Below are 21131 nucleotides of genomic sequence, written 5' to 3' on the forward strand. Positions count from 1 at the left end.
CCCGGGTCTGGCCCTCGACCCGCCGGGTCGTTAGCGTGAGGCCATGAGCATGCCGACCTCCGGCGACAGCCTGCGCGACGCCCTCCGTCTCGATGCGGCCGGTATGGCCCGCCGCGCCATCAACGCGGTTCGCCTGGTCTTCGGCATTGCGGGCGCGATCGCCTTCATCGTCGGGGTGCTGCTCCTGGTTTGGCCGGGCCACACCATTCCGGTGCTCGCATTCTTCTTCGGCATCTACCTCGTCGTCATGGGCATCGCCAGGCTGTCGCTCGGCCTCTTCGGCCGCAGCCTCGGCATCGGCCACCGCGTGCTGAACGTGCTGTTCGGCGTGCTGCTTCTCGTCGGCGGCATCGTCGCACTGCGCGACATCGCGATCGCGTCGGCCACGCTGCTCGTCGTCATCGCGATCGTCGCGGGGATCGGATTCATCGTCGAGGGCATCATGGCGATCTCCGAGTCGATCGGCTCACGGTCACAGGTCGTGACCATCGTCTACGGCGTGATCGGCGTCCTCGCCGGCGTCGTCGTGCTCGCGGTGCCCGCGTGGTCTGGCTTCTGGCTTCTGATGGTCGCGGCGGCGATCCTGGTGATCCTGGGTGCTCTCGGCATCGTGCGGGCGATCACGTTCGGCCGGAGTGTCCTGAAGCAGCTCTAGGCGCGGTGCGTCACGTTCGTGCTGCGCGCTGCGTTTGTGCGGCACGTCGCGTTCGTACTGCGCCGCGTCATGCTTGTACTGCGCGCCGCGCGGCAGATCTGCGCCGCAGGGGTTCAGCGCGGCAGCGCCGATTCGACGACCGCGATGCCGTTGCCGCGCAGGCGACGGCGCTCGTCGGCCAGGAAGCCGAGCAGGCGGTCGCGTGTGCCGTGGCTGTGTGCCGTGACGAGCGCGACGGCGCGCTCCGCGTCGCGCGCTGCGACCGCGGCCACGATCTCGAGGTGCTGCTCGCGCGCCGCGGCACGCGATTCCGGCGTCCGCACCGATAGCCACCGCACGCGCAGCAGGCGCGTGAGCACCTGAGTCATGCCCTCGGTCAGGAACGGATTGCGCGACAGGCCGGCGAGGGCCACGTGGAAGTCGGTTCCGTCCTGCACGCGACGTTCCTCATCGTCGTCTCGCGCGTCGGCGAGCAGCCGCAGGGCGGCGACCTCGTCGTCGCTCGCCCGCTCGATCGCAAGGCGCACGGCTGCCGTCTCGAGCACCTCGCGGTACTCCATCACGGCGCGCACCTCGGCGAGGTCGAGCGGCGCGACCTGCCAGCCCCGACCTGAGCGCTGCACCAGGCCGTCGGCGGCCAGCCGCATGAGAGCCGCGCGCACCGGTGTGCGGGAACCCCCGGCGACCGATTCGAGGCCCCGCTCGCTCAATCGCTCACCCGGGGCGAGCTCGAACGACAGGATCGCGGCGCGCAGCGCGGCGTAGGCGCCGCGGTCTCTCGTCTGCTCGTCCATCGGGTCTCCATTGTGCGGCACGATCGTTGTGCAAGGATTGGTATACCGAAATGGTATCCCGAATCGCGACAGGAGCGAGGACGAGCGTGAGCAGCGGACGTGACGTTGAGAAGACCCCGGCAGCGGCATGGCGGATGCTTGCTCTCGGGGTCCTCGCGCAGGCCGCAGGCACCCTGCTCGTCTCGACGCCCGCGTACCTGATTCCGCTGCTGCACATCGACCGGGGCGTCCCGCTCCCTCAGGCGGGCCTGCTCGCCTCGGCGCCGACGTTCGGCATGGTGCTCACGCTCGTCGGGTGGGGAGCGCTCGCCGACCGTTATGGCGAGCGCTGGGTGATCGCGGCCGGCCTCGCGCTGGCGGCCGTGTTCGCGCTCGTCGCGGTGCCCGTGTCGGGCACGGTCGGGCTCGGCCTGCTGCTGCTTCTCGGCGGCGCGGCATCCGCCAGCACCAACGCGGCCAGCGGCCGCGTCGTCGTCGGCTGGTTCCCGCGCTCGCGTCGGGGCCTCGCGATGGGCATCCGTCAGATGTCGCAGCCGCTCGGCGTGGCCGTCGCGGCGGTCGCGGTGCCACCGCTCGCGCATCGTTTCGGGCCCGGCGGACCGCTGCTGCTCGCCGGCGTCGTGCTCGTGGTGCTCGCCGTGCTGTGCGCGTTCGGTATCGCGAACCCTCCGCGCGTCGCGGCGCGGGCGGTGACGGATGCCCCGACCAACCCGTACCGGGCGAGCGGATTCCTGTGGCGCATCCATCTCGTCTCCGCACTGCTCGTCGTGCCGCAGTTCACGCTCTCGATCTTCGGCCTCGTGTGGCTGATCACTCAGCTGCACTGGAGCGCCACGGCAGCCGGTGTCGTGATCGGGCTTTCGCAGTTCATCGGGGCCATCGGGCGGATCGTGATCGGTTCGTGGTCCGACCGCGTCGGGAGCCGCGTGCGGGTGCTGCACTGGGTCTCGGCGAGCGGAGTCGTCGTGATGCTCGCGCTCGGCGCGGTCGGGGCGGTGCACTGGTCGGCAGCGGCGGCCGTCGTGCTGATCATCGCCACCACCGTGAGCGTGGCCGACAACGGGCTGTCGTTCACGTCGGTCGCGGAAGCCGCGGGGCCGGCCTGGTCGGGCAAGGCGCTCGGGATGCAGAACACCGGGCAGTTCCTGGCTGCGTCCGTGGTAGGGCCGGGGATCGGCGCGCTCATCACCGCGGTCGGCTACCCCGTGGCCTTCGCGCTCGTCGCGATCGCCCCGCTCGTATCGTTCCCGCTCATCCCTCACCGCGACCGGCACTGGTCGTAGCCTCAGCTGGCATGGCTTGGGGTGCGGCAACATGGACGCGGTGAGCGTCAGCTGCCGCACCGCGGGGTGCGGCAACATAGAACTGTGGCCCTCTTCAGGAAGAACCGTCGAAACGTCGGCGAGTTCGTCGCGCCGGAGCCTCAGCCGCTCGCGCCTCTGGATGACGTCATTCATGACGCCCTCAAGATCGCGGCTCACGGCGTGCGCATGGCGGTGAAGAACCACCTGATCGTGAACGCGCTGCGTGACGGGAAGTCGTTCGACGAGCAGGAGCTCGAGGACTTCGCTCGCAACGAGTACCACTTGCTCGCCGTCGACAACCGCGAGGCGGCCGAGCGCGCGGAGCACCAGCTCAAGCGGGACGCCGATGCGATGGACGGGCGCGTGTACCCGGGCGGCAAGCCAGTGGTCGTCGATGAGGACCATCAGCGCAAGCCGCTGATCCTGCGGTCGGTGGCCGACGCGTATGAGGGGGAAGCGGTCGAGCCGGCGGCGCTCGCCGTCCTGATCGATGACGCCAAGGCGGAGGCGTGGGCCGAGATCGGTGCGGTCGTCTCTGCTCGGCTCGCGCAGCCGCGCGTCGAGGACGACCCCGAGTACTTGACGTTCCGTGACGAGCGGCTCGCGCACTTCGTCGATGAGGACCTTGCCGAGCTGATTCGGAATTCGCCTGAGGCGCAGGCCCTGGCCGAGGCGGACGCGGACGCCGACTGACGCCCGCCAGGCACCACCGGTGCCGGCCTAGGCGCTCGTGCGCGTTAGCGCGTGGGGGCCTGCAGGCCGGCGACCACGAGGTCGAGGAGCCTTGCGGCCTGACCGCGCCAGTCGCCCGCGGGATCCATGCGCCACAGGAATCCGACCGCGAGCAGCACGTCGTCGGCAGTGACGTCCGCGCGGATCTCGCCCGCGTCCTGGGCGCGGCGCAGCAGGTGGCCGAGGGCGTCGACGAGCGGCACGCGGGTCGCACTGGCGTCGCGGTGCAGCGCCTCGACCGCCGCGGCGAGGGCCGTGCCGAGCCCCGATTTCGTCATGCCGTACTGCGTGAGACGGTCGAACCAGGTACGCAGCGCCTGCGTCGGCGCCTGCTCGGCGAGCCAGGGCGAGTACGCGGCCTCGACGAGTTCATCGAGCTCGTGCTGGTACACGGCCATGACCAGGTCGTCGCGGGTGGGGAAGTGGCGGTAGAGCGTTCCGGCGCCGACGCCGGCCGACTTCGCGATCGAGTTCAGTGACGCGTCGGGGTCGTTCGTGAGCGCCTCGAGGGCGACCTCGAGGATCCGGTCGTAGTTGGCTCGCGCGTCCGCGCGTTTCTTGGTGTCTGGCATCCGTCGGGAATAGGGGTCGGCAGGTCGTGCGTTCCGCAGACCATACTTGCTAAGCGGAGAGTTCTCCGTTACTGTGATTCTTGTCACCGGAGAACTCTCCGGTTATGACTCATCGTACACCCCCACAACTTCAAGAGGCGGTACTCCTATGCCTACTCGGCAATCGAATCCCACCATCGCCTTCACGATCCTCGCGCTTGCGGTCGCCGCGCTGACCGCGCTGCAGTCTCTGATGGCGCCCGTGCTGCCGGCGATGCAGGCCGACCTGCACACCACGCAGACCGGCGCGACCTGGATCATGTCCGCCTGGCTCCTTTCCGCCGCCGTCGCGACGCCGCTCATCGGCAAGGTCGGCGACCTCTTCGGCCGTAAGCGGGCTATCGTCGCAGTGCTCGGCGCGATCGCGGTCGGCACCCTCGTCTCGGCGCTCGCCCCCAACCTGTCGGTCGTGCTCGTCGGGCGCGTGCTGCAGGGCTTCGGCTACGCCGTGACCCCCCTCGCGTTCGGAATGATCCGCGAGATCTACCCGTCTCACCGCGTTCCCGGCGCCATCGGCCTGCTCTCGTCGATTCTCGCGATCGGCAGCGGCATCGGCGTCGTGCTCGCCGGGCCCATCGAGTCGGCGCTCGACTGGCGCTGGCTGTTCTGGCTGCCGATGATCCTCGTCGTGCTGCTCGGCATCGCCGCGGTGTTCCTGCTGCCCGAGTCGGGTGCCCGCACTCCCGGCCGGTTCAACACGCGGGCCGCGCTGCTGATGGGCGGCTGGCTGGTCGCTCTGCTGCTGCCGCTGTCCGAGGGGCGCGCGTGGGGCTGGTCGAGCCCGGTGACCCAGGGGCTGTTCGTCGTCGCCGCGGTGCTGCTGGTGCTGTGGATCATCGTCGAAGCCCGGGCGGAGCATCCGATCATCGACATGCGCCTCATGCGTGCACCCGCGGTCTGGGCGACCAACCTCGTGGCGCTGCTGTTCGGCGCGACGATGTACGGCATCCTCACGTTCCTGCCGCAGCTCGTGCAGACTCCCGTCATCTCGCACTACGGCCTCGGGCTCACCGTCACGGGCGCCGGCCTCGTGCTGCTGCCGATGGTCGTCGGCATGGGACTCACCGGAACGCTGAGCGCACGCGTCGGCCACCGGGTGAGCTTCCGCATGCAGCTCGTGTGGACCTCGCTGATCAGTGCCGTCGCCACCGTAGGCATCGCATTCATGCACGACTCGGCCATCGTGATCGCCGCGTGGGGACTGCTGTACGGCGTCGGCCTCGGCTTCGCCTACGCGGCCCTGTCGAGCCTCGTCGTCCAGTCGGTTCCGGCTCACCAGACCGGCGTCGCGACCGGCATGAACGCGAACATCCGCGTCATCGGCGGAGCGATCGGCACCGCCGCGATCACGAGCGTCGTGACGGCGCACGTCACGTCGTCGGGCCTGCCGCTCGAGCGCGGCTACGTCGGCGGTTTCGTGCTGATGGCGGTGTTCGCACTGCTCGCGGCGGGCGCAGCGGTTCTCGTGCCGAGGCGGTCGGCCGCGGCCGAGGTGACGGATGCCTCGACCGACGCTCCCGAGACCACCGAGCAGATCGAGTTCCTCGACGCTGCCTAGCGTGGCGGTGGCGCGTGAGAGGCTGGAAGCGTGGCCTGGAACCCGCAGCAGTACGAGCTCTTCGAGAAGCAGCGGGCGCGGCCCTTCTTCGATCTCCTCTCTCGCGTCGACGTCGAGCACCCGCGCCGGGTCGTCGATCTCGGCTGCGGCACGGGTGCTCTGACCGCGACACTCGCCGCGCGATGGCCTGAGGCCGAGGTCATCGGGCTCGACTCGTCACCCGAGATGCTCGACAAGGCATCCGTGCAGTCGGGTGCCCACGCCAATCTCTCGTTCCGGCTCGGCGACATCGCGGAGTGGGCGCCCGCGCCCGGCGACGACGTGGTCGTGAGCAACGCCGCGCTGCAGTGGGTGCCGCGGCACGACGAGCTGCTGTCCGGCTGGTTCGCGGCGCTCGAACCGGGGGCGCAGCTGGCCGTGCAGATGCCGGCGAATTCGGATTCCCCCTCGCAGGTCCTGCTGCGCGAACTCGCCGACGAGCCGCGGTGGGCCGACCGCTTGAGCGGCCTGAAGGTCGTCAACGAGCTCGTCGGGCCGATCGACGACTATCTCGCGCTCGCGTTCTCGGCCGGAGTCGCGGTCGAGGCCTGGGAGACGGTCTACGAGCACGTGCTCCAGGGCGAAGACCCGGTTCTCGAATGGGTCGCGGGCACGCGGTTGCGGCCGTTCGTCGCCGCGCTCGGCGATGAGGCGCCCGGCTTCGTCGACGAGTTCCGGCTGCGTCTGCGAGCTGCTTTCCCGCCGGGTCCGGCGGGGACGGTCTTCCCGTTCCGGCGGCTCTTCTTCGTCGTCACCCGCTGAACGGGCTACCGCGCCCCGGAGGGCAGGCCGGAGGCGGCGTCAGAGCCCGCGTGCGGACGGCGGCGCGCCGTTACAGGGTGAGGGTCGCCGTTGCGGCGGCCGGGTCGCCCGAGAAGGCGGATGCCTCGACCACGGCGCTGGCTGCGGCCGGTACCCACCCGTCCGCCGTCCACCGCTGCAACGGGCGAACGGACCCCGCCACGGTCACGGTCGCCGAGCTGCCCGCGTCGAGCCACACCGGAGCGAAGCCGAGCAGGACGCGGCGCGGGAAGTCCGCGGCCTCGGTCACGCCGTAGAGCTGCACGACGTGGCGCCCGCGGCGCGCACCGGTGTTGCGCACGGTCACCTCGGCCGTGAAGCTTTCACTCGCGCTGTTGCTGTTGCTGTTGCTGTTGCTGTTGCTGTTGCTGTTGCTGTCGCCGTCGCCGTGGCCTGCGATCGGCCCCAGCACCATCTCGTCGATCGAGAACGACGTGTACGACAGTCCGAAGCCGAGCGGGAACGCGGCCGCGTGCCCGTCGCGGTCGAGCAGGCGCTGCCCGTGCCAGCGGTCGTACGTGATCGCCGTGGCGTTCTTGTCGAAGAACGGCAGGTGCGCCTCGGTGGTCGGCACGGAGTACGGCAGGCGGCCCGAGGCATCCGTTCGCCCGAGCAGGACATCGGCGAGCGCGTGACCGCCCTCGGAGCCCGAGTACCACGCGAGGAGCACGGCGGGGACCTCGTGCCGCCACTCCTCCGTGATGACGGCGCCGGCCGTGACCACCACGACCACGGTGCGCGGATTCGCCTCGGCGACGGCGCGGATGAGCGCCACGTCTTCGGGCAGGAGCCGCAACGAGTCGCGGTCGCCGCCGATCTCGCCGCCCATGAGGCCGGCCGGGTTCTCGACCAGCGCCGCATCGACGCCGTCGTGGGCCGGCGGGTAGAGCGCCCGCAGCGCGGGGTCGTCCATCGAGTCGCCGCCCACGTACTCGCCCTCGTTCTCGGCGGTGTAGCCGACGACCACGATCGCGACCTCGGCGTCTTCCGCGGCCTGCGCTGCGACGTCGATGTCATCGCTCGCGACGTCGGTGATGACGGTGCCCGGCAGTGCCGCGCGGAGGCCCGCGAGTGCGGTCACCACCTCGGGGGAGCGCACGTCGCTCGAGCCGTGGTCGCCCGTGTTCGCGACGTCGATGAGCCGGCCGATGACGGCGACGGACCCGAGGCCCTCGGCCAGCGGCAGCAGCGGGTGCGACTCGACGCGCACCTCGGGGTCGGCGTCGGCCTCGGGCACGTCGCTCACCGGGTCGTTCTTGAGCAGCACCATCGCCTCGCTCGCCGCCTCGCGGGCGAGGGCCCGGTGCTCAGCCGAGAACACGACCTCGGCGCCCGGCTCGTCATCGAGGTCGCCCGCGTAGAACGCGAGCTGCGTCGCGATGATCCGGCGCGCGGAGCGGTCGACGTCGGCCCAGCTCGCCTGCCCCGAGTCGAGGGCGGCGCGCAGGTGCTGGGCGCGCTGCTGAGCGAACGGCTCCTCGACGTCGAGGCCGTTCGTGAGGGACAGCGCGGCGTCGCGCAGGCCCCAGATGAAGTCGGAGACCGTGAGCCCCTCGAACCCCCACTGGTCGCGCAGGATCTGCTGCTGGAGCTGCGCGCTCTGGCCGGCCCACTCGCCGTTCACCGAGTTGTACGAGGTCATCAACGCGTGCACCCCCTCTTCGACCAGGCGGCGGAAGTGCGGCAGGTAGACCTCGTGCAGCGTCGCGTCGTCTGCGGTGACGTCGACCGAGAAGCGGGCGTTCTCCATCGAGTTGAGGGCGTAGTGCTTCGCGGTCCCCATGGCGTGGTGACGGATGCCGCGCAGCAGCGCCGCGCCGAGCTCGCCCAGGATGATCGGGTCTTCGCCGTAGGTCTCTTGGATTCGGCCCCATGCCGGGTGGCGCGGCAGGTTGATGCAGATGCCGCCGAAGAAGTTGCCGCCCTGCGCCCTGATCTCGGCGCCGATGGCCTCGCCGATGCGCTCTTCGAGCTCGACGTTCCAGGTCGCCCCGCGTGCCATCGAGACCGGGAAGGCGGTCGAGTGCCCGATGACGGCGCCCCGAGGACCGTCGGAGAACCGCAGGCCGGGGATGCCGACCCGGTCGACCGCGCCCATCACGATCGGAGTGGTGTTGTAGCCGATCGTCGACATCTCGGTCATGCCGTCCCAGAATTCCTGGTCGCCGTCGAGCAGGCCGAGCTTCTCATCATCGCTGAGCTCCGCGAGCAGCGCGTCGGTCTCAGCGCCGAGTTCGCCCCCCGATTTGACGCGCGCGACGGCGGTGTCGAACGCCGTGGTGGACGAGGAGCTTTCGGGCATCAGCGACATATCCTCAGCCTACGGTCAGTGGCCTCCGGTCAGTCGATGTGCGTGACCTTGTTCACGGTGAGGTTGATGCCGCCCTGATCGGGCGTGACCGTGAGCTTTCCGCTCTTCACCGTGACGTCGAATGCGAGCGAGAAGTCGGACACGTTGTTGATCTGGCCCCACTTGGGGTCCAGCGTCGACGCCATCACCTCGCCATCGTCGGCGCGCACGTCGGGGTTCGAGGTCACCTGCATCGTCGTCGCGTCGAAGCTGAGCTTGGGCGCCCTCGTGAGGTGGTACGTGAGCCCGGTGTCCGCCGTCAGGTCGAACAGACTGCGGATGCCGTCGGTCACCGGGCAGCTCGCCGTCAGCGCCGGATTGCTGAAGCATCCGTTCAGCGTCGACTCGGTCTGCGCGATCGCCTGCTGGCCGAGCTGCGCCGACGGATTGAGTTTCAGCGTGACGTTCGCCGTGCTGCCCGTCACCGCGACGCTCTGCGGCTGCGAGGTGAGCAGCTTCGTGCTGCTGCCGAGGCTGAACGAATACGTGCCGGGCAACGCCGGAATCACGAGTGTGCCGTCACCCGGCAGTGGCAGGGACGTGCCGTTGACCGAGAGGGCGTTCGCACTTCCGTCGCTCGAGACCGTGGCGTGCACCGCCGCGAGAGGGGCGTTGGTGATCTGCCAGGTGCTCGGCTGCAGGAGGCCGTGGCGCACCTTCGTGAGCTTGACCTGCGCGGATTGCTGCTTCCCGTGCAGCGTGTAGTCGATCGTGCCGGATGCCGCGCCGCCGGCCGTGCTGAAGCCGTGCGCCGTGACCCCCGCGATGCCGCGGTCGGCCTTCTCGTACACGTCGTCGGTGAGCAGCAGGCCGTTGGCCGGCGCGGGCGTCGATGTCAGCGAGAGGGCCTGCTGCGCCTTCCCGGCAGCGAGATCGTTCCAGAAATCCGTCGCTACTTTGGCCGGCGCCTCGGGCTTGAGGTTGATGAAGCCGACGGTGCCGACAGCGACGACGATCAGCGCGATGGCGGAGGGGATGATCCAGCGCAGCGAGCGCCGAGAAGCTTCCGTCATGCGTTCCAGGGTACGGGGTACCCCCGACGCGCCTGCCGAGCTATGCCTGCGCGATCCTGATGAGGTTGCCCGCAGGGTCCCGCACCGCGAAGTCGCGGACGCCCCACGGCTGGTCAGCGGGCTCCTGCAGCACCTCGGCGCCGGGCGCGGCCGACACCCTCTCGAACGTCTCGTCGAGGTTCTCGGACTGGAAGTTCACCATCTGCAGCTCGCCCTTCGCGAGCAGCGCCGCGACGGCCTCGCCGTTCGCCTGCGAGCGACCGCCGTGCGGATGCTCGAGCACGATCTGCACCTCCGGCTGGCTCTCGGTCACGAGGACGATCCACGTGTAGCCGCCATTCTCGACCGTATTGAGAACCTTCAGACCGAGGTGATCGCGATAGAAGCTGAGGGCGGCCTCGGGGTCGTCGACCAGAATGTGCACGCCGCTGATTGAAACGCTCATACCGGCAACGCTAGGCAGGGCGGGCGACGGATGCTTCTCCGAAACTGCTCGGATTCGGCGCCGCGCCGCCGCGCGGCTGGGGCGTGGGCGCGGGCCTGGCCGTGGGCTGGGGCTGGGGCTTGAGCGCCTGCTTCTGCGCGGGCCCCTGCTTCTGCGCGGGCTTCTGATTCTGCTTCGGCTTCTGCGGCCGCGTGACCACCATCGCCTGGCACGTCGCGACGAGCTGCAGCGCGTCGTGGTTGCGGGCGCGATACGCGCTCGGCGTCTCGCCGACGAGCTCGGTGAAGCGGCTGGAGAACGAACCGAGGCTCGTACAGCCGACGGCGAAACAGGCATCCGTCACGCTCAGGTCGCCGCGGCGCAGCAGGGCCTGCGCCCGCTCGACGCGCCGGGTCATGAGGTAGGCGTAGGGGGTCTCGCCGTAGGCGTCGCGAAAGCGGCGACTGAAGTGCGCCGTCGACATGAGGGCCGTTCGGGCAAGGGCCGGGACGTCGAGCGGCTGCGCGAACTCGCGGTCGATGCGGTCGCGCGCTCGCCGCAGCCGTCGCAGCTCGTCGAGTTCGGGCACGAGTCCCATTGTGCCGCGGCTGTCCCCGCGCTCCCGCGCTCTCCCTCCCGCGCCCCCGCCCCGTCCCCCTTCCGTGCCCCGCCCCCCCGCTCCCGCGCCCTCGGGGTGTGTCCGGTCGGCGCAACTGTGCCCGTTGCAGCGGCGACAGTTGCGCCATTCGGGCACACTGGCCGGCGGAGTGGGCACACTGACCGGCGGAGTGGGCACACTGACCGGTGGAGTGGGCACAGTGGCCGGTGGAGTGGGCACAGTGGTGGCGGGTGGCGGGTGGCGGGTGGCGGGCGCGGCGACGCGTCAGCGGCGCTCGAGCCGGAAGATCCGCAGGGTGCGCCCCGCCGCGACCTCATACTTGCGGTAGCCCGGCCATTGGGACTGGATCGTCGCCCACACGGCCTCGCGGTCGGCGTCGCCGATCAGGGTGGCGGTGACGGGAATCCGCTTGCCTCGGTAGTCGATCTCGGCGGCGGGGGTCTTGATCAGGTTGCCCGTCCACGCGGGGTGGTTGCCGCGCGCGAAGTTCGACCCGGTCACGAGCCAGGTGCCCCGGTCGGGCACGCACATGAGCTCGGTCTGGCGCGGCTCGCCGGACTTCGCTCCGGTGGTGTGCAGCACGAGCGACGGCACGAGAATGCCGCTCGCCGTGACGCGGCCGCCGGTCAAGCGCGCCATGAAGCGCTCGAACGGCGGCATGATGGTGGGTCCGACGCGGCGGAACCACCTCGTGCGCGAGACCCACGCGACGCCGGCGCGCAGGGTGCGAAGGGGTGAGGGCACGCGCTCGGCCTGCCCGGACCTACGCGGCGTGGCGCGGATGGGCGCGGATCACGTCCTCGATCGGCTCGACGCCCCAGCCCGGGCCGTCGGGCACCTCGAGGAACCCGTCGACGACGCGCGGGGGCGTCGTGACGAGCTCGTCGCGCCACGGCACGCCGTCGACGTCGAGCTCGAGTTCCGCCAGGTTCGGCGCGACCGCGCTGAAGTGCGCCGACATGGCCGTCGCGAGTGGGCCATAGAAGTTGTGTGGTGCAACACTTGCCCCGAAGGTGCCGGCAAGCTGCGCGATGCGCGTGGCCTCGCCGATGCCGTTCCAGATCACGTCGACGATGGCCACGTCGAGCGCGCGGGCCTCGAAGTACGGCAGGTACTGCTGCGCGCCGAACAGCGACTCGCCCGAGGCGATCGGCGTCGACGAGTACTGACGCAGCTGCGCCAGCGCACCGGGTTCGACCCCGTCGAGCTCGAGCCACGTGAGCTGGTACGGCGCGACAGCCGTCGCCACCCGCCGGTACCCGTCGACGAGGTAGTTGTAGTTGACGTCGAGGTGGATGCGAAGCTGCGGCCCGACGCCATCACGGAAGGCGGCGAGCGTCGAGACCGTCTGGTCGAGCATCCGATCGTCGTAGTCGCGGCCCGAGGCAGACGGATGCCTCGCCCAGCCGAACGGGCGACCGCCGACCTCTTCGTCGTCGAAGGTGATGACGTTCGTCTTGAGGCCGTGGAAACCGCGCGAGACGACCTCGCGGCCGAGCTCGGTGACATCGGCGTACGAGGTGAGCTGCGGCGCTCCGACCACTGCCGCCAGGCCGCCCTGACGGTAGTTGCCGCAGTGCGACCAGTACATCGGGATGCGCGTGCGCAGCGCCCCGCCGAGCAGCTCGGCGACCGAGACGTCGAGCAGGCGCGCCTTGAGGTCGAAGAGGGCGTTCTCGATCGCCCCGATCGCCTCGCGATTGACCCCGCCGGGCGACGGCGAGAGAAGGGCGACGAGCGTGCCGACGATCTCGTTGATGTTGCGCGGATCAGCGCCGAGGATGCGGCCGCGAAGGGCGCCGATGACCGCGCCGAGCCCGGGTGCGCCGAACGGCTCGTTGAACTCGGACCACCCGACGACGCCGTTGCTCGCCGTCAGTTTCAGGAACGAGATGTACCGCCAGCCAAGATCGCATTCGAAGATCTCGAAGCCGGTGATGGTCGTCGTGCTGCCGCTGGCCTCGCCGCTCATGCGCGGGTCGCGGTGAAGCGGGCGAGCGCCTCGGCGATGACTTCGTGGTCGACGACGTCGGCCTCGCCGGACGACGACAGCGTGCCGTACAGCTCGCCCCCGACGAAGATCGGGATGCTGCCGCCCCAGAAGGCGTACTCGTCGCCGAGCCCGGCGGCCACCGACGGGTCGGCGTCCTTCTTGAAGCGGGCGAGCAGCGAGCTGTGGCCGAAGTGCTTCACCGTGAGGCGCTTGCGGCCCATGATGTCGGCGTTCGACTGGCCGGTGCTGCCGAGCTGCGCACGGAACGCGAGCTCGTCGCCGATGTGCACGTCGACGGCGAGGTCGACGCCCCAGTCGCGGATGATCCCGACGGCGATCTCGCCGAGGCGCACCGCGTCGTCGCGGGTGAACGAGTCGAAGTCGGCGCGCGGCTCGGCGACGAGCTGCTCAAGCGTGTAGCTGGGCTCGGCGTGCGCCATTACGCCGCACCCACTTCGTGCAGCTTGGCCTCGAGCTCGGCGTCGGTCGGCTCGACGAAGTGCGTCGCGTCGGGGAACACGATGACGGGGATGTTCTTCCGGCCGCTGATCGCCTCGGCGCGCGGGGCGCCGTCGATCTCGGCCTCGACGTCGATGTAGTCGTAGTCGATGCTGAGCTTGTCGAGCAGCGCCTTCGACCGGCGGCAGTCGCCGCACCAGGCGGCCCCGAACATGGTGATCTTGTCGAAACTCTCGGCCATGTCCTGAGTCTAAGTCGGTGCACGCCTCGGCCGCCTCTGCTGTCCCGCTCAGCCGACCGCCGCCCCACCCCGGTTGAGGGATCCGCGTATTGGGGATGTTGCGCGCGGCACGCGGCTGGCTAGCGTCGGAGTCCTCGACTTCGGGAGCACTGATGCTGACACCACACCAGCTCGATCGCGCCATCGGTGCGGTCGTGGCGTCGGCCGCAGGCGACGCGCTCGGGGCTTCCTACGAATTCCAGCCGCCCCTCGACCCCTCCGTGCCGGTCGAGCTGCGGGCCGGCGACGATGGTCTCTTCGAACGCGCGGAGTGGACCGACGACACGAGCATGGCCGTGCCGATCCTGCAGGCGCTCGCACGCGGGGGCCGGCTCGACGATCCCGCGGCGCTCGCGGCGATCGTGGGCGAGTGGATCGGGTGGGCCCGGGTGCCGAAGGGGATCGGCACGCAGACGAGGGCGGTGCTCTCCGGCATCCGTCACGTCACTGAGGGCGACGCTCGTGCTGCCGCTCGCGCCGTCCACGAGCAGGCCGGCAAGTCGGCCGGAAACGGCTCGCTCATGCGGACCGGGCCGGTGGCGCTCGCCTACCTCATCGACGGTGTCGGCGCCGCAGCCGCGCTCGCCGCTGCGGCGAGGCGCGTGAGCGAGCTGACCCACTTCGAAACGGATGCCGGTGACGCGTGCGTGATCTGGAGCCTCGCGATCCGCGCGGCGATCCTGACCGGCCATGCCGAGCTGCGCGCGGCGGTCGACACGCTTCCCGCTGACCGCGCGGCCATCTGGCACGCGCGCGTCGACACGGCCGAGGCGGCACTGCCGTCGCAGCTCGCCGACAACAACGCGTGGGTGGTCGGCGCGCTCGAGGCGGCGTGGTCGGCGATCACGCACAGCGAGACACTGACGGATGCCTTGCGCCTCGCCGTCCGTGCCGGCAACGACACCGACACCGTGGGCGCGATCACGGGCTCGCTCGCGGGCGCGATCTACGGAGCATCCGCTCTTCCCGCTGAGTGGGTCGAGCCGCTGCACGGCTGGCCTGGCGACGAGTTCCGGGTGTTCGGGGCGCCCGAGCTGACCGAGCTCGTGCAGCGTGCGGTGAGCGTGCCGACGGCCTGACCCGGCCGACGCCCCGGTGACGACACACCTCCCCGGCGTTCTCGCGGCTACCGGATGAGCTGCGCGCGCGGATGCTCGGCCCACGCGCGGTCCGCGGTGAGCGCGGGCAGCTCAAGACGATCTGCCAGGGCGAGACAAAGCCGGTCGGCGAGGGACCACGTCGTACCGGGCGCCCACAGCACCGCGGCACGCTCGGCGTCTGCCTCGATCACTGGCACGATCGTCAGCCCGAAGCTGCGAAGCACGGCGCGCGCCCTCTCCCACCGGAACGGCAGACCGCTCGACTTCTGTGCGACCTCCGCCCAGTTCGCCGCGCTGCAGAACCCGCCCTCGGCCAGCGCCTGCTCGACTCTCGCGGCACCGGGCTCGCTTTTCAGGAAGGCGAGAAGGGCCGATGCGTCGAAGACGACGGGTGTCACGACTCTGAGGCGCTGTCGCGTGCGGCCTCTGCGTGCCGCTCCGCGATGAGCTCGCTGACCACGTCGGTCTCGGCGAACTGCGCCCGCACAAGCTTCAGTGCGTGGGCGCGGTCGAGGATCTCGATGCCATCGTCGGTCTCGAGCGCGATGAGCGTTGTTCCCTCTGCCCAGTCATGACGGGCGCGAACATCAGCGGGCAGCACAATTCGCCCCTTGTTTCCCACCGTCATAGAAAACGTGCCACTCATCGTCCAAAAGTACCACTCGCCAACGCATCCGACCACGGTACATGCCGGCGCGACACCTTCCTGCTCGCCGGCCGAAACTGTGGAGAACTTGCTTCCGGGCCGTCGGGCGCAGCGACGTGCCCGCTCAGGCGGTGAGGCGCGCGACCGTCGGAAGGTCGGGCAGTGCCCAGCGCAGGGCGGCGAGATCGGTCTTCGCGACCCAGCGCAGCGTGTCGTGGTCGCTGCTCGTCGTCGGGTAGTCGGAAAGCGGACGCACGAGATAGCTCGCCAGGTCGATGACCCTCTCGCCGACGTGCGTCGCGGTGCGATCGACGGCGCGCAGCACCTCGATCGAGGTGCCGAGCTCTTCGTCGATCTCGCGGACGAGCGCGTTCTCCGGCGTCTCGCCGGCCTCGACCTTGCCGCCGGGGAACTCCCACCTGCCGGCATCGAACCGCCCCGGCGCCCTTCGGCACGCAAGAATGCGGCCGTCGCGTTCGAACACGGCGGCGACCACGATGAGCGGGGTAGTCACGCTCGCAGGCTACTTGCGGGTGACCTACTTGCGGGCGACCTACTTGCGGGCGACGCTGCCGACCCACACCTCGTCACGCGCTCGTGTGATGGCAACGAACAGTTCTCGCCGGTCGCGATCCTCGCGTTCCGACTGCGCGCTGCTCTCGTCGCTCCGGCCGAGCCGTCTGCGTAGAAGCGCAGGATCGACCCACGGCGCGAGCACCTGCTTGAACTCGAGCCCCTTCGAGCGCTTGATGGTCCCGATCTTGAGGGCGTTCGACGTTCGGCCGTCGTACTTCGTGAGCTCGAGCGTCGGGATGCCGGCATCGGCGAAGACGCGCATCGAGCGCGCGACGTCGCGTCGGGTGAAGCACAGAACCGCAAGATCGCCGAGGTCGGTGCCGACGACCGTCACCGCTTCGCGGACATGCCGCACCATCGCGGCGTCGTGCGCGGCGAGTGAGCCGAAGGACATCAGCTCCGGCGTGGGCCCGTGCCGGGGCGTCGTCGGGGCGGTCGCCGCTGTCGAGGTTCCCTCGATGTCTGTGAAGCTCGAGCCTTCGACGATGGATCGCGCGGCATCGAGAATCTCGGCGGTATTGCGATAGTTGATCTCCATCACGACGCCGCGGTTTCCCAGTGCGACTCCGGCTTCGGTGAGCGTGTAGCCACCGGGGTAGATCGTCTGCTGACCGTCGCCGATCAGCGTCAGGGCGTCCGGTCCGTCGCCGGCGATCGCCGCGAGCATCCGGATCATGGCGCACGACAGGTCCTGAGCCTCGTCAACTATCACGGCCAGGTATCCCGTCAGGGGCGTGGAGCGCAGCGCAAGTTCGGCGCTCAGGATCTGGTCCTCGAAGTCGCAGAGGCGGGACTCCCGCAGCCGCCTGTCGTACGCGAGGTAGAGCTTCCAGACATCCGCGCGCTGGTTCGGGCCGAGCTTGCGGCTGCGACCCGTGCGTGCGCAGTCGCGGTACTGCTCGAGGGTGGTCAGGCCCCGGCCCTTGATGACGTGACGGATCTCTTCTTCCCAGTACGTCCTGTCTGGTTCGATCGCGATGAGCGGGCGGGATGCCTCGTCCCACGCCTGATTGAACAGAAGATCGGTGCGGGTCGGATCCAGTCTCAGCTTGACGCCCCGCTCGCGCAGTATCCGGTTGGCCAGCTGGTGCACGCTGGCGAACTCGACCCGATCGGCGAGTTCCGGGGCGAGCCGCCCGAACAGGTTCTTGAGCACCTGCGGAAGGGTGTTGACGAAGGTCGTGACGAGCACCTTTCCGTGCGGATTGCTGCGCGCGAGGTACGCGGCGCGATGCAGCCCGACGACGGTCTTGCCGGTGCCGGCGGCACCGCGAATCCGTGATGGCCCGTTGAAGCTGCGGCGCACGAGCTTCGCCTGATCGGGCGAGAGGAACGCCATCCACTCCTCGATCGGCTCGGCCATCAGGCTTTCGAGGACGGCGTCCTGGACGTCCTCCGGGCTCGGCAGCTCCGCGATCTCGTCGCGCTCGGCGACGACGGGTTCCGGCACGAGCGCGAGGACGGGTGTCGGAGCGCCGACGACCGGGAAGTAGTCGATCGCTTTGGCGAGCACACGATCGATGGATGTCTGGCTGAGCCGCCGCCCGTGCCGCGCGATGTGCTTCACGAGGTCGTTTTCGCCGACGATCTCGACCGAGCCGATGGTCTCGTCGACGCCCCGGCGACCGGCGAACGCGACGACCGGGTGAACCTCGCCGGGTGCGAGGCCGACCTCGGCGAGAACGGCCTCGGTCTTCCAGGCGAGATCGGCGAGGCGGTCGAACTCGTCGGTCACGTCGGCCTGGCCGCGGAACACGCGGCCGCCCGCGATGACGGGGGATGCCCAGCTCTTGGTGTCCACGATGAAGACGCCGCCCGGCCCGATGACGATCATGTCGACGTTGGCGCTGCGGCTCCCGGGCCATCCGCGATCGGGAAGCAGGCAATAGCCCGCGGCCGACAGCGGCGCGAGCGTGCGCGCCGTGGCCTTCTCGGATGCGGCGGCCGCTTCGTAGTTCATGGACAGCTGGCGGGCTTCCCGCGCTGCCTGCTCATGGGCTTCCGCGAGTTGTCGCTGCCGATCGGCCTCATCGGCGGCCGAGTCACCCGCAGACATCGCACCCCGCAAGCGGCGCGGCGGGCGAGGCATCCGTGAGGTCGGTCACCACCTCTGTTTACTTGCGCAACGCGAGACTGCGCAGACCCACTTAGGGGGAGACGCTGCGGCTCATCGCCGCTCAGCCGCTGGGCCGCTCACGCCGCGACGAACTGAGCGGCCGTGATCGCCGCCGCGACGAGTACGGCGCAGCCCCAGAATCCACGCGCCACCCACGCACGCTGCACGTCGATGCGCAGGCCGTCGAAGGCGCCCGGATCGAACACGGGGATACGCCGACGTGCCACGTCGTTGTGCCACGTCGACGGCTCGGAGGCGACCGCGACGATCGCGGCGACCTGGCTCGAATCGAGCTGCCCGGCGGCGGTTGCGAGCCGCTTGTGCAGGCCGCGCTCGCTCGTCACGCCGACGTCGTCGGGCTCGCCGAGCACCGCGAGCGATCGCGGTGCGATGGCGACGAGAAGGCCGCGCACCGGCACGTTGACGCCGCTCGCACGTGTGAGGCGCACGGCGGCCTCGGTGGCGGCGTCCCGCGACACTGCGAGGTGCGGCCGCGCCGCGCCGTTCACGAGCAGCTGCTCGCCCTGCACGCTCACCGCGCTGCCCTGTTCGTGCATCAGCCCGACGGCGAAGACGCCCGCGGGACCGATCGCGAGGTGCTCGACGATCTCGCCGCGCTCGCCGACCGGCACGCTGTGCAGCACGACCCACTCCGGCCCGAGCTTGGCGAGCTCGCCCGCGATGCGCAGTTCGGTGACCGCGCCCGCATACCACTTCCGCGATTCGCCGTTCAGCGGGCTCGCACCGAAGAGGCGGCTGAGACGGGAAGGGCGCGGCGTGCGGGCCTGTGCCGCGAGGCACGCAGAGACGACGGATGCCGCGGCCTGGTGCTCCCGCAGCGCGGGCTCACCCGCTTCCGTCGCGTGTCTGGCGTCTCGCAGATCTGTCACGGTCACGTTCTATGTCACTCGGGTGGACACTCATCAGTCCCCAATCTGAGGGGTTCTCAGTTAATGAGTTCGACTCAGTTCGGGACGAGGGCCTGTGAGGCTGAAGCTAGGTCGCCGCGCGGCCCGCCGGTCGGCAGCAGCGGGTGTGTCGCGGTTTCGGGGCGCGATGCGAGCACCGAGGCTGAAGGATGGATCGCATGACCTGGGACGACGTCGCCCGCATCGCGGCCGAGCGGGGCCGCGCCTCGTCGATCGTCGTCATGCGCGGCGACGCGGTCGTCTTCGAAGAGCTGCGGGCCGCCGGGCCGCACGATCTCTTCTACGCGTTCAGCGTCAGCAAGCCGTTCACGGCGCTGGCTGTGCACCTGCTCGCGCAGCGCGGCGCTCTCGACCTCGACGCGCCCATTGCCGAGTACTGGCCCGAATATGCCGCGAACGGAAAGCAGCACGTGACGATTCGGCATGCGCTGACGCATCGGACCGGCGCCCCGTACTCGACCGGCTGGGCGGTGGGCGATGCGCTGCGGATGGCCGACTGGCAGGCATCCGTCTCCGCCGCTGCCGGCGCGCGCCCGCATCACCCGCCCGGCGAGCGCGTCGCGTACGAGCTGCTCAGCTTCGGATTCATCCTGGGGGAGCTGGTCGAGCGGGTCGACGGCCGGCCGATCGCACGGTTCATCGATGACGAGTTCCTGAAGCCGCTCGAACTCGCCGACACCCGTCTCGGACTCGAAACGGATGCCTGGGACCGCCGGGTCCCGCTCGTCGCCGGTCGCCTGGTGGAGCATATTCGCCGAGCGGCATTCAACCGTCGTGCTGTGCGCGAGGCGGTGATCCCGGCGGCAGGCATCCAGACCACCGCCCGCGATCTCGCCCGCTTCTACCGAGCGCTGCTCACCGGCGGGGGCGGCGTCGTGCGATCGGCGGCGATCACGGCCGCACGGTCGGTCTCGGCCGACGGCGAGCTCGACCACGTCATCGGCCACACGATGCGCTGGGGGACCGGCTTCCAGCTCGGCTTCCCTGGGCACGTGCGCCCCATGGGCACGCGCGCGTCCGCTGAGACCTTCGGCCACAACGGCAGCGCCGTCGCGAATGTCTGGGCCGATCCGGGGCGCGATGTCGTCTTCGCGTGGCTGAACAGCGTCATCCTGCCGCGCAGAGCGGGTCTCGCCCACATCTCGCGCCTCTCCGACGCCGTGCTCGACGCCGTTGACGCCCTCGACGCCGGCGATGCGCTCCGCGTCGACGGGGCGGCCGGTCGCTGAGCGTCAGCGCACGAGTTCGAGGCTGACGTCGACGGGGCCGCCGGGCACGAGCCGGTTGCGCGTGCGCACGTCCTTCTTGATCGGCAGCACGAAGGTGCCGCGCGCATCGTCGGGGAAGATCGAGGTCTGCCACGTGACGTGCCCGACGGTCGCCTCGACTTTGTGGGAGCCGAAGCCGCCCGGAACGAGCGGCATCGCCGTGATCGCGTCGCTGACCGCGAACGGCAGGGCGACGAAGAACCAGTTGTCGCGCGCGGACCACTCGTACAGTTCCGCGGTGAACTCGAACGGCATCGGATGCCTCGCCCTACGCGCCGGCCGACACGACGGCCCGCACCGCTCGCACGATCTGCTCTCGGATCGCCGCCCGATCGCCGCCCCCGATGCCATACGGGAAGGCCGGCACCCAGGCGGTAGCGAGCGACATCACGAACGTCATCAGGAACTCCGGGCTCCAGGCATCCGTCAGCGTGCCGTCGCTCTGGGCCTCGCGCAGCATTGCGGTCTTCCGTGCGATGGAGTGCTCGCGCGCCTGCGGCTGCCGGGCGTCGGGGTCGAGCTTGGTCCAGGCCAGCAGGCGGATGACGTCGGGGTTCTCCATCGCGAAGTCGAAGGTCTTGCCGGCGTACTCGGGGAGGTTCTCGGGGGTGAGCGGGTGGTCCTCGTAGACGAGCTTGAGGCGCGACTTCAGCGTCGCCTCGAAGAGCCCCTCTTTGCTGCCGAAGTAGATGTAGATGAGGTTCTTGTTGCAGCCGGCGGCCCGGGCGACCCTGTCGACGCGCGCGCCCGCGACGCCGCGGGTCGAGAACTCGTCGAACGCCGCGTCGAGGATGCGCTGCTGAGTCGCCTCGGCGCGACCCGTCGCAGCGCCGCCCGTTCTCGCCTCAGACATCCGTTCACCTC

The 21131-nt window shown here is 70.2% G+C and carries 23 protein-coding genes and 1 pseudogene; 7 read left to right on the plus strand and 17 right to left on the minus strand.

The window, feature by feature from the left end; genetic code table 11:
- Window positions 1-43: 43 nt before the first annotated feature.
- Window positions 44-655, plus strand: coding sequence for an HdeD family acid-resistance protein (locus tag ACFOYW_RS11715; RefSeq protein WP_390229108.1), 612 nt, complete (start codon window positions 44-46; stop codon window positions 653-655).
- A 113-nt stretch (window positions 656-768) separates the two neighbouring features.
- Here the strand turns inward: ACFOYW_RS11715 and ACFOYW_RS11720 are convergent, their stop codons facing one another.
- Window positions 769-1449: a GntR family transcriptional regulator gene (locus tag ACFOYW_RS11720; protein ID WP_390229109.1), complete on the minus strand. Its 681-nt coding sequence runs from the start codon at window positions 1447-1449 to the stop codon at window positions 769-771.
- A gap of 134 nt (window positions 1450-1583) precedes the next feature.
- On the opposite strand from ACFOYW_RS11720, the gene ACFOYW_RS11725 reads away from it, so the two are divergent.
- Together ACFOYW_RS11725 and ACFOYW_RS11730 are read left to right on the plus strand one after the other, a co-directional pair.
- The gene (locus ACFOYW_RS11725) at window positions 1584-2732 is read left to right on the plus strand and encodes an MFS transporter (protein WP_390229636.1); all 1149 of its coding nucleotides are present in this window, start codon (window positions 1584-1586) and stop codon (window positions 2730-2732) included.
- A gap of 84 nt (window positions 2733-2816) precedes the next feature.
- A complete protein-coding gene (locus ACFOYW_RS11730; protein ID WP_390229110.1) occupies window positions 2817-3446 on the plus strand; it encodes a hypothetical protein in 630 nt (209 codons plus the stop codon).
- A gap of 44 nt (window positions 3447-3490) precedes the next feature.
- Here the strand turns inward: ACFOYW_RS11730 and ACFOYW_RS11735 are convergent, their stop codons facing one another.
- A complete protein-coding gene (locus tag ACFOYW_RS11735; RefSeq protein WP_390229111.1) occupies window positions 3491-4057 on the minus strand; it encodes a TetR/AcrR family transcriptional regulator in 567 nt (188 codons plus the stop codon).
- 148 nt (window positions 4058-4205) lie between these two features.
- On the opposite strand from ACFOYW_RS11735, the gene ACFOYW_RS11740 reads away from it, so the two are divergent.
- Window positions 4206-5654, plus strand: a complete 1449-nt coding sequence (locus ACFOYW_RS11740) for an MFS transporter (protein ID WP_390229112.1) — start codon at window positions 4206-4208, stop codon at window positions 5652-5654.
- A 30-nt stretch (window positions 5655-5684) separates the two neighbouring features.
- Window positions 5685-6455 carry a methyltransferase domain-containing protein gene (locus ACFOYW_RS11745; protein ID WP_390229113.1) on the plus strand — a complete coding sequence of 257 codons (771 nt, stop codon included), beginning with the start codon at window positions 5685-5687 and terminating at the stop codon, window positions 6453-6455.
- A gap of 70 nt (window positions 6456-6525) precedes the next feature.
- On the opposite strand, the gene ACFOYW_RS11750 is transcribed toward ACFOYW_RS11745, so the two are convergent.
- The 8 genes and pseudogenes from ACFOYW_RS11750 to ACFOYW_RS11785 form a co-directional block, all read right to left on the minus strand.
- Window positions 6526-8796, minus strand: a complete 2271-nt coding sequence (locus ACFOYW_RS11750) for a glycoside hydrolase family 3 protein (protein ID WP_390229114.1) — start codon at window positions 8794-8796, stop codon at window positions 6526-6528.
- A 38-nt stretch (window positions 8797-8834) separates the two neighbouring features.
- Window positions 8835-9857, minus strand: a complete 1023-nt coding sequence (locus ACFOYW_RS11755) for a hypothetical protein (protein ID WP_390229115.1) — start codon at window positions 9855-9857, stop codon at window positions 8835-8837.
- A gap of 40 nt (window positions 9858-9897) precedes the next feature.
- Window positions 9898-10302: a VOC family protein gene (locus ACFOYW_RS11760; RefSeq protein WP_390229116.1), complete on the minus strand. Its 405-nt coding sequence runs from the start codon at window positions 10300-10302 to the stop codon at window positions 9898-9900.
- A 172-nt stretch (window positions 10303-10474) separates the two neighbouring features.
- A pseudogene (locus tag ACFOYW_RS11765) lies at window positions 10475-10879 on the minus strand (helix-turn-helix transcriptional regulator); the annotation flags it as partial.
- A gap of 285 nt (window positions 10880-11164) precedes the next feature.
- Window positions 11165-11644, minus strand: coding sequence for a nitroreductase family deazaflavin-dependent oxidoreductase (locus ACFOYW_RS11770; protein WP_390229117.1), 480 nt, complete (start codon window positions 11642-11644; stop codon window positions 11165-11167).
- Between the two features lie 19 nt (window positions 11645-11663).
- The gene (locus ACFOYW_RS11775; protein ID WP_390229118.1) at window positions 11664-12872 is read right to left on the minus strand and encodes a mandelate racemase/muconate lactonizing enzyme family protein; all 1209 of its coding nucleotides are present in this window, start codon (window positions 12870-12872) and stop codon (window positions 11664-11666) included.
- Window positions 12869-13333, minus strand: coding sequence for a heme-binding protein (locus ACFOYW_RS11780; RefSeq protein ID WP_390229119.1), 465 nt, complete (start codon window positions 13331-13333; stop codon window positions 12869-12871). Before ACFOYW_RS11780 ends, ACFOYW_RS11775 begins: the two co-directional genes overlap by 4 nt.
- Window positions 13333-13593, minus strand: a complete 261-nt coding sequence (locus ACFOYW_RS11785; protein WP_390229120.1) for a glutaredoxin family protein — start codon at window positions 13591-13593, stop codon at window positions 13333-13335. Before ACFOYW_RS11785 ends, ACFOYW_RS11780 begins: the two co-directional genes overlap by 1 nt.
- A 152-nt stretch (window positions 13594-13745) precedes the next feature.
- Here ACFOYW_RS11785 and ACFOYW_RS11790 point away from each other — a divergent pair, with 152 nt between their 5' ends.
- Window positions 13746-14711, plus strand: a complete 966-nt coding sequence (locus ACFOYW_RS11790; RefSeq protein ID WP_390229121.1) for an ADP-ribosylglycohydrolase family protein — start codon at window positions 13746-13748, stop codon at window positions 14709-14711.
- Window positions 14712-14758: 47 nt separating this feature from the next.
- Here ACFOYW_RS11790 and ACFOYW_RS11795 read toward each other — a convergent pair whose 3' ends face one another.
- From ACFOYW_RS11795 to ACFOYW_RS11815, 5 genes are all read right to left on the minus strand, one after another.
- Window positions 14759-15130 (minus strand): type II toxin-antitoxin system VapC family toxin, encoded by a 372-nt coding sequence (locus ACFOYW_RS11795; protein WP_390229122.1) that lies wholly within the window; start codon window positions 15128-15130, stop codon window positions 14759-14761.
- A complete protein-coding gene (locus ACFOYW_RS11800; protein ID WP_390229123.1) occupies window positions 15127-15378 on the minus strand; it encodes an AbrB/MazE/SpoVT family DNA-binding domain-containing protein in 252 nt (83 codons plus the stop codon). Before ACFOYW_RS11800 ends, ACFOYW_RS11795 begins: the two co-directional genes overlap by 4 nt.
- Before the next feature lie 124 nt (window positions 15379-15502).
- On the minus strand, window positions 15503-15892 hold the full coding sequence (locus tag ACFOYW_RS11805; RefSeq protein ID WP_390229124.1) for a (deoxy)nucleoside triphosphate pyrophosphohydrolase: 390 nt from the start codon (window positions 15890-15892) through the stop codon (window positions 15503-15505).
- A 39-nt stretch (window positions 15893-15931) separates the two neighbouring features.
- Entirely contained in the window at window positions 15932-18010 is a 2079-nt protein-coding gene (locus ACFOYW_RS11810; RefSeq protein WP_390229125.1) for a nuclease-related domain-containing DEAD/DEAH box helicase, read from the minus strand.
- A gap of 137 nt (window positions 18011-18147) precedes the next feature.
- Complete coding sequence (locus tag ACFOYW_RS11815; protein WP_390229126.1) at window positions 18148-18960, minus strand: nuclease-related domain-containing protein; 813 nt, start codon at window positions 18958-18960, stop codon at window positions 18148-18150.
- Window positions 18961-19157: 197 nt separating this feature from the next.
- Between ACFOYW_RS11815 and ACFOYW_RS11820 the strand changes: the two genes are divergently transcribed.
- Entirely contained in the window at window positions 19158-20228 is a 1071-nt protein-coding gene (locus ACFOYW_RS11820; RefSeq protein WP_390229127.1) for a serine hydrolase domain-containing protein, read from the plus strand.
- A 3-nt stretch (window positions 20229-20231) separates the two neighbouring features.
- Here ACFOYW_RS11820 and ACFOYW_RS11825 read toward each other — a convergent pair whose 3' ends face one another.
- Together ACFOYW_RS11825 and ACFOYW_RS11830 are read right to left on the minus strand one after the other, a co-directional pair.
- Window positions 20232-20522 carry a DUF1905 domain-containing protein gene (locus ACFOYW_RS11825; RefSeq protein WP_390229128.1) on the minus strand — a complete coding sequence of 97 codons (291 nt, stop codon included), beginning with the start codon at window positions 20520-20522 and terminating at the stop codon, window positions 20232-20234.
- A 13-nt stretch (window positions 20523-20535) separates the two neighbouring features.
- On the minus strand, window positions 20536-21120 hold the full coding sequence (locus ACFOYW_RS11830; RefSeq protein WP_390229129.1) for a TetR family transcriptional regulator: 585 nt from the start codon (window positions 21118-21120) through the stop codon (window positions 20536-20538).
- Window positions 21121-21131 lie beyond the last annotated feature (11 nt).

Origin of the sequence: Gryllotalpicola reticulitermitis (assembly GCF_042651345.1) — a bacterium.
Classification (GTDB): Bacteria; Actinomycetota; Actinomycetes; order Actinomycetales; family Microbacteriaceae; genus Gryllotalpicola; species Gryllotalpicola reticulitermitis.